The sequence below is a fragment of the Flagellimonas amphidinii genome (genome assembly GCF_013090115.1).
GTDB lineage: Bacteria > Bacteroidota > Bacteroidia > Flavobacteriales > Flavobacteriaceae > Flagellimonas > Flagellimonas amphidinii.
In genome coordinates this window covers 16,812-32,130 of sequence record NZ_JABFNN010000031.1, presented here as the reverse complement: position 1 = coordinate 32,130, position 15,319 = coordinate 16,812, and the positions used below count along the sequence as shown (strand labels likewise).

Genomic DNA, 15,319 nt, shown 5'->3' with positions numbered 1-15,319 from the left:
CCGTTCATCGATGACACATCAAAAGGGGTCTCTTTACCATACAAAACCCTCCCATTGACAACTATTAATTTTCAACCTCAATTTTAGGCCCCATATTTGTAGTCCCAAATCTTTCCAAACTTCACCAATAATTGGAAAACTCCCCCAAAGTTTTGAGGGAGTTTTTTTGTGCAATTCTTTCAAATTTTATGGTAGATCAGTTCTCCTCTTCTTCCTGTTCCAACACATCGATAATCTCATAACCATCTTCTACAGCTTTATATATGGCCTCATTAAGTTCATAAGCTGACACACCACCAAAATCAATTTCTTCTGCATCATCTGGAAGGGACTCTACAACTGCTCCAACGGGTGGACTAGCCACTTCAAACTCATCTCCATCAACATTCTGGTAGAACAAACCATCTGCATAACGGTAAGCAGTTCCTCTAACAGTTAAAGCAACTGCTGTTGCGGGCAACACTCTCAAACGAAAACCTCTTGGCGGAAATGCTCTTACGTAAGCACCCCTGCGTTTTACATAGTACATACCTCCTACTGGATAATAGGTAGCCCTTCTGTAAATTACGGGCCGGGTATTGGCTGGTAAACGTCTTATGGTTCTTTGGACAACCCTACGGTTATGTCGGCGTACTTTTCTACGTATCATACGCCTTTCCTGCGAAGCTCTGTAGACTTGAGCCTCAACATATTGAAGTGAGCCAATAGATAAGCATGCAAAAAGAAACATAGCTAAACGTAAGTTCTTCATCGTGTGAAAATTATGGCTAGACCTTCTTTGGACTCAAAATAAACCTAAAGGTTTAATTTAAGCTTTCATAAATTTCACAATTAGAACAACCTTAACGTCTACCGGTCTTTTTTTGTTCCTCGGCCTGCTCCATCATCTCACGCATTTTACGCTGGAACTTGTTTTCCTTTTTTGGTTTTTTCTTGTTTTCCTGAATTTGAGCATGAATCTTATCCTCATCCAAGATGTAGTTCTTGATGGCCAACATGATAAAAATGGTAATCAAGTTTGAAATAAAATAGTACAAACTTAATCCACTGGCATAGTTATTAAAGAAAACCAACATCATCAAGGGTGATAAGTACATGATAAACTTCATATTAGGCATACCAGGTTGTTGTTGCATCTGCATGCTTTGCCCAGTGGTCATCATCATGTAGAAAAAGATAGCAATAGAGGCAAGTATCGGAAACAAACTAACATGGTTACCGTAAAAACTTGATATTAAAGGAATATTAGTAGTCCATTCAAAGATTGAGTCATAAGAAGATAAATCATCAGCCCACAAAAAGGATTTTTGTCTTAATGCAAAAGATGTTGGAAAAAACATGAACAAGGCATAGAAAATAGGCAACTGCAATAATGCGGGAATACATCCACTCATAGGACTAACTCCTGCCTTGTTGTAGAGCTTCATGGTTTCTTGCTGCTTCTTCATGGCATTGTCCTTATACTTCTCATTGATTTCCGTGATTTCGGGTTTCAACACTTTCATCTTAGCCTGAGAAAGGTAGGACTTGTAAGTTACGGGCGATAAGGCCAAACGTACCAAAATGGTCATAATAATGATAGCAATTCCGTAAGGCAGAAAAGAACTTAAAAATCCGTAAAAAGGCGTAAACACAAAGCGGTTGATCCAACCAAAAATACCCCATCCGAAGGGAATAGAATCAACCAAGCCTAAATCTTTATAGTCATCCAAAACTTTTACATCGGTAGGGCCATAATACCAATGCATGTTTTGTGAAAGCTCCCCTCCTTGCAACTGCAACGGCAATTTAGAGCTGTATTCTTTGGTGAACAAAATATCCTTTCTTTCTTCTTCTACAAGATTTTTGGAAGTTAACTCGGCTGTTTTAAAATGCTCATCCGACGCTAATATGGAACTGAAAAAGTGCTGACGATACGACAACCATTTGATGTCCTCTTCCGTTTCTTCATCCAAATCACTGCTTTCAGAAAGTTTACTGACTTTACCTTCATCATGATTATAGGTCAATCTAGTATATCGATTTTCATATCGAACACTCTTATTGTGGCGAATACCTTTAAAATCCCAATTCAAAGTTATAGGTCGTCCGCTATTGATAACTCCGTTCAATCCCTGAGAACGAATAGTAAAATCAACCAAATATTCATTGGGTCTCATTTCGTAGCGATATTCCAAAAATTGATTGTTGGAAACTTTGGCCTTCATTGAAAGCACTTGATTTTCTCCATTTTTAGAAAACGAAGGCTCAAAAAACAAATCGGTACTTGTAAGCGCTCTATTATCTGAAGTTGAAAAATTAAGGGCAAAATTGGCGTTTCCATCTTTGACCAAATAAACAGGAACTGAATCATAGGTCACAAAATTTTTCATTCTGGCCTCAACTATCTGTCCGCCTTTATTTGCTATCTCCAAATAAAGTACTTCGTTTTCAAGTTTTGTGGTTCCTTCAGAAACAGCGGTGAATCCAAACGCTCCCACGGAACTCTTATAATCGGCAACTGCCGTAGAATCTTTGGTATTAATGGTCGGTGTCTCAACGATGGGTTGTTTTTCAGTTTCCTCTGCTTGCTTAGCTTCGGCCTCAGCTTGTTCTTGTTGTGCTTTTTGGGCCTCCAATTCCTCTGGTGTGGGCTGATTTTGGTAAAACATAAAAATTAATATCCCAAAAATCAGTACAAAGCCAATTATGGAATTGATATCCAGCTTCTTCTCTTCCATGAAAATTATTTAGTAGAAAATCTTTATTGGTAATTTCGGTGGCAAATATATGTCCAAAACCGCAGTTTATGCCAAACTGGCATTCTTTTGTTGTTGTTTTTGCACCAGTACCGCTTTTACAAAGCCTACAAACAACGGATGTGGATTAGCTACAGTACTTTTGTACTCTGGATGATACTGCACTCCAACAAACCAAGGATGCGAAGGAATTTCAATGACCTCTACCAAACCAGTTTTCGGATTTAAGCCTGTAGCTACCAAGCCAGCATCTTCCATTTGTTCTTTATACTCATTATTGAACTCAAAGCGATGCCTGTGTCTTTCAGCAATGTCTGTTGCACCGTAAACTTCATGTACAAGGCTACCTTCCACTAATTGACAATCCCAAGCACCCAATCGCATGGTACCTCCCATATCTGTAACGGATTTTTGCTCTTCCATTAAGTTGATGACCGGATAGGCCGTTTTTTCATCCATTTCTGTTGAATTGGCCTTATCCATCCCTAGGACATTACGGGCAAACTCGATAACCGCCATTTGCATACCAAGACATATACCCAAAAATGGCACATCGTTTTCACGAGCATAGCGTACCGCCATTACTTTACCTTCTATACCACGTTCGCCAAAACCTGGAGCTACCAGGATTCCGTCCAGTCCCATCATTTTTTTGTCGATGTTATTGGCAGACAAATGTTCGGAATGTATGGAACGTACCTCGACTTTGACCTCATTGGCAGCACCTGCGTGAATAAACGACTCCAAAATAGATTTGTAAGAATCTTGAAGCTCAACATATTTACCGATCAGTCCGATAGTAACTTTATGCTTAGGATTCTTATGTCGCTTCAAAAACTCATGCCATCTATCAAGATTGGGGTTTGTATTTTTGGGCAACGCCAGTTTTTCCAAGGTTACAGTATCCAGACCTTCTTCCTGCATCAAAATAGGCACATCGTAGATAGTAGAAGCGTCTATGGATTGGATAACTGCCTCTTTTTTCACATTACAGAAGAGTGCCAATTTCTTCTTGATATCATCAGAAATTTGATGTTCCGTGCGACATACCAAGACATCAGCCTTAATCCCACTTTCCATCAACGTTTTTACGGAATGTTGTGTAGGTTTGGTTTTTAACTCACCAGCTGCTGATAAGAATGGAATCAAAGTAAGGTGCACTACAATACCATTGTTCTCTCCCAATTCCCACAGCAATTGTCGTACGGCTTCAATATACGGTAAGGACTCTATATCCCCTACGGTACCCCCAATTTCTGTTATGATGATGTCATATTCACCACTATTGCCCAAAATTTGGATGCGCTCCTTAATTTCATTGGTAATATGTGGCACAACTTGGACTGTTTTTCCTAAAAACTCTCCCCTTCGTTCTTTTTCAATAACGCTCTGGTAAATTCTTCCCGTGGTAACATTGTTGGCCTGTGAAGTCTTTACATTCAAAAAACGTTCGTAATGTCCAAGGTCCAAATCGGTTTCAGCTCCATCATCTGTGACATAGCACTCGCCATGTTCGTATGGATTTAATGTTCCGGGATCAACGTTGATATAAGGGTCTAATTTCTGAATGGTGGTTCGGTAACCTCTGGCCTGCAGTAATTTGGCCAAAGATGCAGCAATAATACCCTTCCCCAAAGAAGAGGTAACGCCTCCCGTAACGAAAATGTACTTGGTCTGTGACATATTAAACTTTCTATTACGGGGTGTAAAGTTACAAATTGCAGTCCAGAAAATTGGCCTATTCCTTTGGAAATTCTTTTTGAAGTTTTCTTATGATGTGTTCCAGGCCATTATCTTTAATGGTGAGCATGGTATTTAAATAATTGCCCAACTTTCCTTTAGGAAAACCTTTTTGCTTGAACCACACCAAATAAGGCAAGGGTAAATCAACCAAGTATCGCCCCTTGTATTTCCCATATGGCATTTTATAATGGGCCATCTCCAATAACTGTTTCTGGTCGGGTTGCGTTTCCATTTGTGGATCCAATGTACTATCTTTCTTGCTACAATCACCATAAACAATGAAAAGACGCAATTTTATTACCGCAGCTGCCTTAGGTTCTACAGGCTTAGCCGCAAGTTCAGCATTGGGACAACAACTTTCTACCCAAAAAGATTTTAAGCTTAAAAACAATATCAACCATAGTGTTTGCCAATGGTGTTTTGGCGATATTCCTTTAGAGGATTTCCTTAAAACATTGAATGAACTTGGCATTAAAGCAATTGATCTCATAGGCCCCAAGGATTGGCCATTGTTGAAGAAATATGATATCCATTGTTCTATGTGCAATGGAGCAGAAATTAGTTTGACAGAAGGTTGGAACGACCCCAAATACCATGAGCAGCTTATCAAAAATTATACAGAAATCATTCCTCAAGTAGCCGAAGCTGGTTACACCAACCTCATTTGTTTTAGCGGGAACCGAAGAGGAATGAACGATTATGTGGGATTGCAGAATTGTGTAGACGGGCTTTCACAAATAATGCCTTTGGCAGAAAAACACGGCGTGGTGATTCAAATGGAGCTATTTAATCAAGTGAACCATCCAGACTATATGTGCGATAGTAGCATCTGGGGAGTTGAACTCTGCAAACATTTGGGCAGCGACAACTTCAAATTGTTATATGACATTTACCATATGCAAATCCAAGAAGGAGATATCATCCGAAGTATACAAAACTACCATCCCTATTTTGGACATTACCATACGGCTGGGGTTCCTGGACGTCATGAAATTGATGAAACCCAAGAATTGTACTACCCTGCCATCATCAAAGCGATATTGGACACTGGTTTTAAGGGATATGTGGCCCAAGAGTTCATCGTTACCTGGGAAGACAAGATTGCTGCATTAAAGGATGCTTTTTTAAGGTGTGATGTGTAAGTAACTATTGCAAGGGCTAATAATAGGTCAATTGTTCAGAAGACTGTCGACTTTCTGGTTCCATTCCAACTGTTTTGCACGCTTGCGTGAAAAGTCGGTTTCCCAATCGTACAACTCCTGATAATCTTGCAACTCTTTCAATATTTCTTGATAGATCTTGCGTATTTCCGCTTTTACATTATCTGAAAATGAGGTACGCTTCAGTTTATCCCGCATTTTACGGGCGAAGAGTTCTGCAATGTCAAAATGGAGTTGTTCATGGCTCAAGGTCAAGTCATCACAAATATCAGGTTTGTACCAAGATTCATTGGGATAGAAATAGGCATTTACTTCAAAATCCAAATGCACTTCATGATGAATTAAATTGGCTGTGTAGGAATAACTGATTCCACTGGCAGTAGTAGCAGCGGGAACTGCCGCTGGGGGCACTTTACCTTTAAAATCAGACCACGTAAGTCTTTTCTCCATACTCCATGGCACGCCTTCCTCAATTTCTTGTCCAAAACCCAAAAAACCAAGGAAAAATATACTTAGTATGGCAACTACTTTACCCAATTAAATTCTATTATCCTCTCTATGTCCGGATGAAGACTGTGGTGCACTGGACATGTATTGGCCGTATGTTCCAGAATCTTTCTGTTTTTTTCTGAAACATTCGCCGGCAAGTCCAATTTCACTTCAATTTTGGCAATCCGTCTAGGGTTGGCTTCCATATGTTTGGTGACTTCCGCAGTGGAATCTACTAAATCCACTTCCAAATCCCTTGCCTTAATGCCCATCATGGTCAGCATGCAATTGGCCAAACCCGTAGCAACGGAATCTGTTGGCGAAAAAGCCTCACCTTTTCCATTGTTATCTACCGGAGCATCAGTTATGTACTCACTCCCTGAACGTAAATGCACACAAATGGTACGCAAATTTCCTTTATAAGTTACTTTCGATGTCATCCAGCTGTACCTCTTTTATTTGTAAACTATCGTATTCCATTAAATAACAGGCTCTGTTGTAATATCCAGAGGTCCAGTCATTAAAGTAATTAAAGCTATTCCCTGTGTATTCGGTAAGACCAATGATCTTTGAGGTCTCAAAAAGATTGTTCTTATGTGCCAATTTCAACAGCACATCATATGTTACATCAAATCCTCTGATCGCATACCTATCTGGCTTAATTCCTTTAAAACGTTTGCTATATGCCTTGGAAAAGGCATCATTGCCCGCTTCCCTGTAAAAAGATGGATATGTAAACCTAAGGTTTGATAAGTGTGTACTTGAAATTGCATCATCTTCAAAAGCGCTCCCATAACTGGTCGTAAACATGCGGACAGATACTTCTTCGGTATTTGCTGAATTTAGTATAGAACTCACACTGGATACCATATTGGACTGGTCTGTCTCCAAAAACACCCAATTCTCTTTTTGTTCTGATAATTGAATCAAAAACTCATCCAGATGCAAAGATTTGTTGCTTATCACCTTAGCTATTTGAGCAGACGGAAACTTACTCAAAATAGAATCTAGTGCCACCTGATGCTCAGCATCTGCAATAATGACGACATTTTCATCCTTATGGATTTTTCCTAAGTAAGCAAGCATCTTTTGCCGGAGTATCTCCTCCTTGGGAACGGAGAAAAACACATTGCCATGACTTAATTGGCTGTCAGCTCCCGTTGGGGAAATGACGGGAATATTTCTGGATGCCGCCTGAACCGCTACCTCATCCAATGCCCCAGAAGCAATGGGACCAATAATAGCATTGACACCCATAAGATTTTCTTTCAGTAAAATCTCCTTGACCTTATCCTGACTTAATTGAGTATCGTATGTATGGACATCTACAGAAACTCCTAATCTTTTTATCGAGTCCAGTGCAACCAAAGCTCCTGAATAGAACCCTAAGCTTAATGCCAAATCCCTTCTACTTGCAATTTGGTTACGGGTTTTTTTACCATCATTAAAATTGATGCGATCCAACCTAAAAGGAAGCATGAACACCAATTTTGGCCTATTTTCAACATTGATGCTGTCCAAAAGATTGATTTTATCCAGCACCAAAGCATTTTTTACGTCAAGTACTTCAGCTTTTTCCTTGGGAAGTTTCAAAACCATTCCGGCTTTGAGACCATTTTCAAGATCCGGGTTAAGTTGAAAAAGTTCATCTCGTGTCATTTTTAGGTTCTGGGTAAGCCTAAAAATGTTCTGCTTGGGTTTTACCTCATAAAAAATGAAATTTTCTGTATTGACCACTCCTTTTTCATCCACCTTTTTAGGTAAACGCAAAACCATTCCTTCTTTGAGCCCCCCTTGTTTCATGATTTCAGGGTTCAACTTGACAATGGAATCCGAAGGAATTCCATATTCCCTACCGAGACTGTACAAGGTCATTTTTACTGGAACAGTATAGGATGTAAACAACTCCACTTGCTGGTCCTCCAAGCTATCCCCTTTAGGTCTGGGAAGTTGCAATTCCTGACCGGCAGCTAAGTAATCGGAGTTTTTGGTCAGTTCTGGATTTAAAATAATAAGACTATCTACAGTGATACCGTATTTATGGGCAATACTCCATCTGGTTTCTTTGGGTTGAACGATGTACGTTTCAAAATCCAATTCACGCTCATCTTCGGGGTCTGGCTCTGGGAACTTGGGTATCTGAAGCACCATACCTTTCTGAAGAGGCTCAGAATAGAGTTGTCTGTTGTATCGTTTTAATTGTTCTTCGGTAATTTGGTAACGTTGGGTAAGTCCAAACAAAGTTTCGCGTTTTCTTACTCTATGCCTTGTATATCCAATCGGTTTTTGTTCCTCTTGTACCTCATCTTTCTTTGAGTCGTCTGTTGTAGCAACCACAGAACCATTTAGAGGAATAATCAAAATGGTATTGGGTTTAACATCTGCCGCAGTTTTTATCTCCTTATTGGATTGTAAAATAGTATATGGAGTAACTCGATATTGTTGGGAAATGCTCTTTAGCGTCTCCCCTTTCTTCACGGCATGCGTAGTATATTTTTGCTGGGCTGTTAGATGCGCTGAAGTTAAAAAAAGAACTACCGCACACAGCTTGATTATTAATTTTTTCATTCCCATTCTATAGTTGCAGGTGGCTTCGAACTAATGTCGTACACTACTCTATTAACGCCTTTGACCCTATTTATTATATCATTGGAGGTCTTTTGAAGGAACTCATAGGGTAAATTTACCCAATCCGCAGTCATTCCATCCGTACTTTCCACCGCCCTCAAGGCTACACATTTTTCGTAAGTTCTTTCATCTCCCATGACCCCTACACTATTTACGGGCAAAAGCATGGCTCCGGCCTGCCAGACCTTATCATAAAGTCCCCAGTCCTTCAATCCCTTAATAAAAATATGGTCAACCTCTTGCAGCATGGCCACTTTTTCTGCTGTGATATCCCCCAAAATACGTATTCCAAGACCAGGTCCGGGGAAAGGATGTCTTCCCAAAATATTGGGGTCCATATGCATACTGGCACCAACCCTTCGCACTTCGTCTTTGAACAGCAATTTTAGCGGTTCCACAACTTTTAGTTTCATAAAATCTGGCAAACCACCAACATTATGGTGACTTTTAATGGTCGCCGAAGGCCCCCCTGTTACAGACACAGATTCAATTACATCTGGATATATAGTGCCTTGGGCCAACCATTTTGCGTTTTCAACTTTATGGGCCTCATCATCAAAAACCTCAACAAAAACACGCCCAATGATTTTTCTTTTCTTCTCGGGGTCACTTTCTCCAGCCAAAGCTTCCAAAAAGCGTGCCGAAGCATCCACCCCTTTTACATTAAGTCCCATACCTTCATACTGTTCCAAGACATCATGGAATTCATTTTTACGTAAAAGACCGTTGTTCACAAAAATACAATGCAGGTTTTTCCCAATGGCCTTGTGCAACAACAAAGCAGCAACACTGGAATCAACCCCTCCAGAAAGACCAAGTATTACCTTGTCATCGCCTAATTTCTTTTTAAGCTCGTGGACAGTAGTATCCACAAAAGCATCTGGCGTCCAATCTTGTTCCAATCCGGCAATATCCACCAAAAAGTTTTTGAGCAACTGCTTCCCATCAGTGGTATGGTACACCTCTGGGTGAAACTGAATGGCATAACTGTCCTCACCTTCAATCCGAAATGCAGCATTGGTTACATCGTGGGTGCTGGCCAAACGAACAGCATTATCAGGAAGTTCCTTAATGGTATCACTATGGCTCATCCATACTTGACTACCTTCATTGATGATATGGAAAAAAGGCTCATTTTCCTTGATGAAAGACAACTTGGCCCGGCCGTATTCCCTTGTATCCGAAGGCGCTACATTCCCTCCATTAAAATGGGCCAGATATTGGGCTCCGTAGCAAATGGCCAATAATGGCTTTTTCCCTTTGATTTCAGAAAGATTGGGATGGGGAGCGTCGTCTCCTCTCACTGATAGTGGAGATCCCGATAGAATTACTGCCTTGTAGTCCGATAAATCTTCCGGAAGCTTGTTATAAGGTTTAATTTCTGAGTAAATATTGAGTTCCCGAACGCGTCTCGCAATCAACTGTGTGTACTGGGAACCAAAGTCTAGGATAAGTACGTTGTTATGCATGGGCAAAAATAGTAATTTGATGGAGTTCAAAAAGTATCTTTTAGGGATATTTATTTCAAACTCATAAATAGTCTTTCAATCCAAGATAAATGCCATAAAATTCTTTACAAGAAAGAATATCCTTGAAACTGAATATAACGTTATGTAGTTTTTTTCTTAACATAATTCATCATTTCTTTGCTGTTCCTAAACAAAGTTGCATTATGATCAAGGGATTTATCTTCGATTTGGACGGAGTTATTACCGACACCGCAGAACTGCACTACGAGGCATGGAAAAACTTAGCCGATGAAATGGGTTGGGATTTCGACCGTAACCTCAATGAAGAACTACGTGGCATATCCCGAATGGATTCCATAAAAGTGATTATGGAGCACAATAAAGTAACCTTAGATCAGGAAAAAATCATTGAATTGGCGACCAAAAAAAATGACTTGTACGTAGCAAGTTTAGACAATATGACTCCTGAAGATTATTTACCAGGAGCCATGGAACTGTTAACACATTTAAGAACCGAAGGTTTTCGTGTGGCATTGGGCAGTGCCAGTAAAAATGCCCCCAAGGTATTGGAACAGTTAAATGCGAATAGATTTTTTGATGTGATAGGTGATGGCAATAGCGTTAAAAAAAGTAAACCTGAACCAGACATCTTCCTTTATGGTGCAAACAAAATGAAACTTCAGCCTGAAGAATGCATTGTATTTGAAGATGCAGAAAAAGGAATCGATGCCGCTAAAGCTGGAGGATTTTATAGCGTAGGTATTGGCCCCAAGGAACGAGTTGGACATGCTGACCTAAGATTTGATTCCATGGAAGAAGCCACTTTTTTTGAAGTCAAGACGCACTTCATCGAATTGTTCAGTTAACCTGTTCTTTTTCAAAAAGTTGGTCTTAAATTCCCTATTTTTAGAGGGTAAACCAACCTCCATGAAAAATAGATTGCCCAAGTATTTTATTATCTTTTTTCTTTTTTCTATTGCTTATGGTCAAAATAGCGTTAGGGTAGACAGTTTACTTGTAGCATATGACCAACTTCCCTTCAATGAGGAAAAAGTAAGTACGCTCCGTAAGCTTTACCATGCAACGAAGCATTTTGAACCAAAACTTGCTTATGGATATGCACATGAATCAATCGATATTTCAAGAAAAATAAATTTTGCCGAAGGTGAAGGACTGGGCTATCTGTGCCTGGCCGATTACTATAGTATTATTGCCCATATTGATTCAGCAAAATTCTATTATGGGAAAACCATTAGGACCTTTGAGAAAACTGATGACAACAAAAATTTGTGGCTCGCTTTAAATGAGCTTGCCAAATTTAAAACTCTTCAAGGAGATTTTGAACATGCCTTGGATTTAGCGAATCAAGGAATCATAACCGCTACAAAGTTAAAAAGTGGAATCAAGTTAATTGATAACTATCAGCGTAAATCTACAATTTACATGGATAAAGGGGATTTTCAATCAGCAATGACCGAAGCCCTGAATGCTTCAAAGGTAGTCGACACTTTAAAAGTCCATGACGCTACTAAGGAAGCAATAGTATTATCAGATATTGGCAGAATAGAAATGCTTCGGGGAAATCATTCAGAATCTCTTGGACCTCTTGAAAAATCGCTTGACTTGTTTAAATCCATGAAAGAGGAAATCTGGCAAGCAATAATTTACATCGAAATTGGCAATGTATACTATTTTCTTAAAGATTATGATAAAGCTATAGAGAATTACGAAGAGAGCTTGGCTATTGCTGTGGCAAAAAGCAGGGAAGATTTTATGGCAGCCAATTATGGGAATATAGGGGCATGTTATATGGAAAAGGGAAATTTTCAAACGGCTTTGGATTATTTGCAAAAAGGCAATGATATCACATCCAGAGTTGGTTCTATAAATAATCTCATCATAAGTCATAATGATCTTGGTGATATTCACTACAAACTCAAAAATTATCAACTGGCCAAGAAAAATCATAGTAGAGCTATAGTTCTGGCCGATTCCATCAGTGCTTTGGATGTACTGGAAGATGGGTATCTAGCTCGTTCAAAAGATTTTGAGGCCCTTGGAAATTTACGTAGTGCCCTAGAAGATCAAAGACAATATCAAAAAGTACATGACAGTGTTTTCAACATTGAAAAAAGCAAGCAAGTAGACGAACTGAAAACAAAGTATGAAACCGAAAAAAAAGAACAACAAATCGCGCTTCAAGAAAAGGAGATTACAGTTTTAGAGCAAAAAGCTGAAATAAGCACCCTACAAAAAATACTTTTGGCTGGATTGCTGGTGCTTTCGCTTATTGGATCTTACGGTATTCGTCAAAAATTGAAACGTAACAAGCTTGAAAAAGAAAAAGTGGATATTGAACTGGCGTTCAAACAGAGAGAGCTCACAACCCACGCACTACATTTGGCCAAAAAAAATGAGCTACTAGAGGCCCTTAAACTAAAGGCCCAAGAGCTTAAGAAAAAAGAGAGCTCCAAAAATGGTTATCAACAATTGATCCGCACCATCAATTTTGATTTGCAGGACGATAACAACTGGGAGAATTTTTCCAGATATTTTGAAGAGGTTCATAAAGATTTCAATAGTAATGTAAAGTCCAAATATCCTCAGGTAACCTCCAATGAACTCCGTTTATTGGCCCTTTTAAAAATGAACCTGTCCTCTAAAGAGATAGCCAATATCCTTAATATTTCTTCCGAAGGCATAAAAAAAGCGCGTTATCGACTTCGAAAAAAACTGGATATTACCACAGAAGATTCTTTACAGGACATCGTGCTAAACCTTTAAAAAAGCGGCTTACTTTGCCTGTCCACCTATTGTCCCAACTTTAATTTAAGGGTGTCCACCTATTGTCCACCCCCATTTTTTCATTACTCAACAGCAGCAACTTAGGTTTGTTTTGTCATCAATTTGACACGACAGTTTTGTGGTCTTGCTCGGCTAAGGGCTGCAGACCGTTACCGGGCAGGTCACACAAAGCAACCAACAAAGTTTAACCACAAAACAATAGAGCGATGAAAACAACAAAAAAATCAATTGTAAAAATTCTGGCGATTCTGTTCACGTTTATACTAGTGGGCTGTAGTTCGGATTCAGATGAAATGGAAGTCAATCCAGACCCAACTTCAAATCCGGGCCCAGACCCAGACCCAGATTCTGGAGCTGACCTAACATTTGACCAAGTAGTGGCCAAAGGAGGAGATTTTGAAACTTTCCCAGAAAGTAGGACCACGACAGAACTCTCAGAGTCAGAACCCCAGAACGAAGATTATGTAACAAAGGATGAAGAAGGTGAAGAAATAGAGCAGCGATTTGTCTGCGTAACGAAACGAGTCAGTGTTACCGATGGCAATGGAACATTCCCCTTGTTCAATACCAGTGCGGATGTTATTTATCCCGGCAGTCTGCTCCAAGGAAAAACATTGAAAAATGCCACTCCCTCCCCCATTGTGGTTGAAAGGGCCGGTGGAACCGTTTCCTATGACTTAAACAACGGCAATCTTCAATCAAGTTTTACTGTGGATCAAGTATCCAAAAGCAGTATTCAAAATGCGATGAACAATATCATCGCGGGAGCTGGGGATGTAGTACCCGCCAACTTCACCTTGGATATTTTGCAAATCGAATCGGAAAGTCAATTGGCCCTTGAAATGGGATTGGATGTTCAAACCTTCACCACAAAGGTTTCTTCCGACCTATCTTTCAGTACAGAAAAAACATTTAATCGCACCCTGGTTAAGTTGACTCAACGCTATTATACCATGAGCTTTGACCTCCCCACAAGCCTTAATGCTGTCTTCTCTGAAAACGCCACCCCAGAACAGTTGGATGTCTATATTCAAGCGGATAATCCTGCAACCTTTATTTCATCGGTAACCTATGGAAGAATATTTTATATGTTGGTCGAGTCTACTTCAAGTCGTCAAGAAATGGAGGCCAAATTAGATGTTGCCTATGGTGCATTCAGAAATAAGGTGGAAGGTGAATTAGGAGTCAATGCTATGGAAGAACTCAATGACCTCAAAATCAAAGTTGTGGCCTATGGCGGAGATGCTGCCGGTACATTTGAACTGACTGGCGAGACCAATATTTCCGACATCGCCAACAAATTGGCGGAAAGCACGGATATTAGGGCCGGTTTGCCCTTGTCCTATGTGGTACGAAGTGTTGAGCGACCAGATACCATTGTAGGTACTTCCTTGGCAACGGAATACGATGTTGTGAATTGCGAATTAAAAGGTGTATTACCCCCAGGTGCATACTCCGATTTTGTGGCACTTTTTGAAGATGGCATAGGGGCCATGGGGCATGTAGGCAATAGCGATGTGGTCATCTTTAACAAAGCAGGCACACAATACGCTTGGTACAACGGAAACACACCTGGAATTTTAGCAGATGGCGATACAAAAATATTTGATATTACTGACGAGAATGGCCCCTTAGGCGGGCTGACACTAGACAATGTTGGAGCCATGGTAAAATTTGCCGATAACCTTGCGGATCGACTCTACATTTTTAGCGGGGATGGCTTTAGCCTGCAAATCTACATTTTGAACAATTATACCGAAACCAACCAAATACCAGAAAGCCCTGTTGGTGCTGCTGGAGAAATTCTTTTGGTAAATTCCATTTTTGGAGATAGTGGTAATTTCTTTTTGGGAAGTGAAGGTATAGGTGCCGCAGTTCGATTGGGCGCCGTTAAAATGGCCTTTTTCGGAACCAGCGGAGACAATTATCAGATATATGATTCCAGTGGTTCAGGTTCTTGGTCGCCATTAACCCCGTCCAATGAGTGGTTTGGAGATGCCGAGAGTTTTGAAAATGGTAGATTGTTTGATAAAGTAGGAGCTGCTACAGCCTTCGCATTAGGAGGAAGTAGTGGTCGATATCTGTTCATAGACGATAACGGCAGCGAACTCAATGAATGGTTCTCCTCCGCCACTATTGGCGAAGATAGGTTCGAAGGGCCCTGGGTGATTGATTAAGGTTAATTTGAATTAGTTAAAAACAAAAGCCCCGGGAACCACTCCGGGGCTTTTAATAAAATCAAAACCAACCTAAACATATGAGTTTACCAACTCAAATTATTAAAAAA

The 15,319-nt window shown here is 40.0% G+C and carries 12 protein-coding genes; 4 read left to right on the top strand and 8 right to left on the bottom strand.

Features of this window, described 5'->3' with window-relative positions:
• Nucleotides 1-196: 196 nt before the first annotated feature.
• The 4 genes from HJC33_RS08605 to HJC33_RS08590 form a co-directional block, all read right to left on the bottom strand.
• Nucleotides 197-751: a DUF6515 family protein gene (locus tag HJC33_RS08605; protein ID WP_171658416.1), complete on the bottom strand. Its 555-nt coding sequence runs from the start codon at nucleotides 749-751 to the stop codon at nucleotides 197-199.
• 91 nt (nucleotides 752-842) lie between these two features.
• On the bottom strand, nucleotides 843-2,720 hold the full coding sequence (yidC, locus tag HJC33_RS08600; RefSeq protein WP_171658415.1) for a membrane protein insertase YidC: 1,878 nt from the start codon (nucleotides 2,718-2,720) through the stop codon (nucleotides 843-845).
• A gap of 66 nt (nucleotides 2,721-2,786) precedes the next feature.
• Nucleotides 2,787-4,421, bottom strand: coding sequence for a CTP synthase (locus tag HJC33_RS08595; protein WP_171658414.1), 1,635 nt, complete (start codon nucleotides 4,419-4,421; stop codon nucleotides 2,787-2,789).
• Between the two features lie 55 nt (nucleotides 4,422-4,476).
• Nucleotides 4,477-4,713 (bottom strand): DUF3820 family protein, encoded by a 237-nt coding sequence (locus HJC33_RS08590; RefSeq protein WP_171658413.1) that lies wholly within the window; start codon nucleotides 4,711-4,713, stop codon nucleotides 4,477-4,479.
• A gap of 46 nt (nucleotides 4,714-4,759) precedes the next feature.
• Here HJC33_RS08590 and HJC33_RS08585 point away from each other — a divergent pair, with 46 nt between their 5' ends.
• A complete protein-coding gene (locus tag HJC33_RS08585) occupies nucleotides 4,760-5,623 on the top strand; it encodes a hydroxypyruvate isomerase family protein (RefSeq protein WP_171658412.1) in 864 nt (287 codons plus the stop codon).
• 27 nt (nucleotides 5,624-5,650) lie between these two features.
• Here the strand turns inward: HJC33_RS08585 and HJC33_RS08580 are convergent, their stop codons facing one another.
• The 4 genes from HJC33_RS08580 to guaA are packed head-to-tail and all read right to left on the bottom strand — an operon-like array spanning nucleotide 5,651 to nucleotide 10,227.
• Entirely contained in the window at nucleotides 5,651-6,178 is a 528-nt protein-coding gene (locus HJC33_RS08580; RefSeq protein ID WP_171658411.1) for a DUF922 domain-containing protein, read from the bottom strand.
• Nucleotides 6,166-6,570: an OsmC family protein gene (locus tag HJC33_RS08575; RefSeq protein WP_171658410.1), complete on the bottom strand. Its 405-nt coding sequence runs from the start codon at nucleotides 6,568-6,570 to the stop codon at nucleotides 6,166-6,168. The genes HJC33_RS08580 and HJC33_RS08575 overlap by 13 nt, the downstream gene beginning before the upstream one ends.
• Nucleotides 6,548-8,698, bottom strand: coding sequence for a PBP1 and LysM peptidoglycan-binding domain-containing protein (locus tag HJC33_RS08570; RefSeq protein ID WP_171658409.1), 2,151 nt, complete (start codon nucleotides 8,696-8,698; stop codon nucleotides 6,548-6,550). Before HJC33_RS08570 ends, HJC33_RS08575 begins: the two co-directional genes overlap by 23 nt.
• The gene (gene guaA, locus HJC33_RS08565) at nucleotides 8,695-10,227 is read right to left on the bottom strand and encodes a glutamine-hydrolyzing GMP synthase (RefSeq protein WP_171658408.1); all 1,533 of its coding nucleotides are present in this window, start codon (nucleotides 10,225-10,227) and stop codon (nucleotides 8,695-8,697) included. The genes HJC33_RS08570 and guaA overlap by 4 nt, the downstream gene beginning before the upstream one ends.
• 203 nt (nucleotides 10,228-10,430) lie before the next feature.
• Here guaA and pgmB point away from each other — a divergent pair, with 203 nt between their 5' ends.
• The 3 genes from pgmB to HJC33_RS08550 all read left to right on the top strand — a co-directional run bounded on the left by pgmB (nucleotide 10,431) and on the right by HJC33_RS08550 (nucleotide 15,209).
• Nucleotides 10,431-11,093, top strand: a complete 663-nt coding sequence (gene pgmB, locus HJC33_RS08560) for a beta-phosphoglucomutase (protein ID WP_171658407.1) — start codon at nucleotides 10,431-10,433, stop codon at nucleotides 11,091-11,093.
• Between the two features lie 61 nt (nucleotides 11,094-11,154).
• Nucleotides 11,155-13,011 carry a tetratricopeptide repeat protein gene (locus HJC33_RS08555; protein ID WP_171658406.1) on the top strand — a complete coding sequence of 619 codons (1,857 nt, stop codon included), beginning with the start codon at nucleotides 11,155-11,157 and terminating at the stop codon, nucleotides 13,009-13,011.
• Nucleotides 13,012-13,238: 227 nt separating this feature from the next.
• On the top strand, nucleotides 13,239-15,209 hold the full coding sequence (locus HJC33_RS08550) for a thiol-activated cytolysin family protein (RefSeq protein WP_171658405.1): 1,971 nt from the start codon (nucleotides 13,239-13,241) through the stop codon (nucleotides 15,207-15,209).
• Nucleotides 15,210-15,319: the final 110 nt, after the last annotated feature.

What these genes read in the sequence shown, in the direction of transcription:
- HJC33_RS08555 (WP_171658406.1), top strand. Translation starts at nt 11,155, where the DNA reads ATGAAAAATAGATTGCCCAAGTATTTTATTATCTTTTTTCTTTTTTCT.
- yidC (WP_171658415.1), bottom strand. Translation starts at nt 2,720, where the DNA reads ATGGAAGAGAAGAAGCTGGATATCAATTCCATAATTGGCTTTGTACTG.
- guaA (WP_171658408.1), bottom strand. Translation starts at nt 10,227, where the DNA reads ATGCATAACAACGTACTTATCCTAGACTTTGGTTCCCAGTACACACAG.
- HJC33_RS08575 (WP_171658410.1), bottom strand. Translation starts at nt 6,570, where the DNA reads ATGACATCGAAAGTAACTTATAAAGGAAATTTGCGTACCATTTGTGTG.
- pgmB (WP_171658407.1), top strand. Translation starts at nt 10,431, where the DNA reads ATGATCAAGGGATTTATCTTCGATTTGGACGGAGTTATTACCGACACC.
- HJC33_RS08605 (WP_171658416.1), bottom strand. Translation starts at nt 751, where the DNA reads ATGAAGAACTTACGTTTAGCTATGTTTCTTTTTGCATGCTTATCTATT.
- HJC33_RS08550 (WP_171658405.1), top strand. Translation starts at nt 13,239, where the DNA reads ATGAAAACAACAAAAAAATCAATTGTAAAAATTCTGGCGATTCTGTTC.
- HJC33_RS08590 (WP_171658413.1), bottom strand. Translation starts at nt 4,713, where the DNA reads ATGGAAACGCAACCCGACCAGAAACAGTTATTGGAGATGGCCCATTAT.
- HJC33_RS08570 (WP_171658409.1), bottom strand. Translation starts at nt 8,698, where the DNA reads ATGAAAAAATTAATAATCAAGCTGTGTGCGGTAGTTCTTTTTTTAACT.
- HJC33_RS08595 (WP_171658414.1), bottom strand. Translation starts at nt 4,421, where the DNA reads ATGTCACAGACCAAGTACATTTTCGTTACGGGAGGCGTTACCTCTTCT.
- HJC33_RS08585 (WP_171658412.1), top strand. Translation starts at nt 4,760, where the DNA reads ATGAAAAGACGCAATTTTATTACCGCAGCTGCCTTAGGTTCTACAGGC.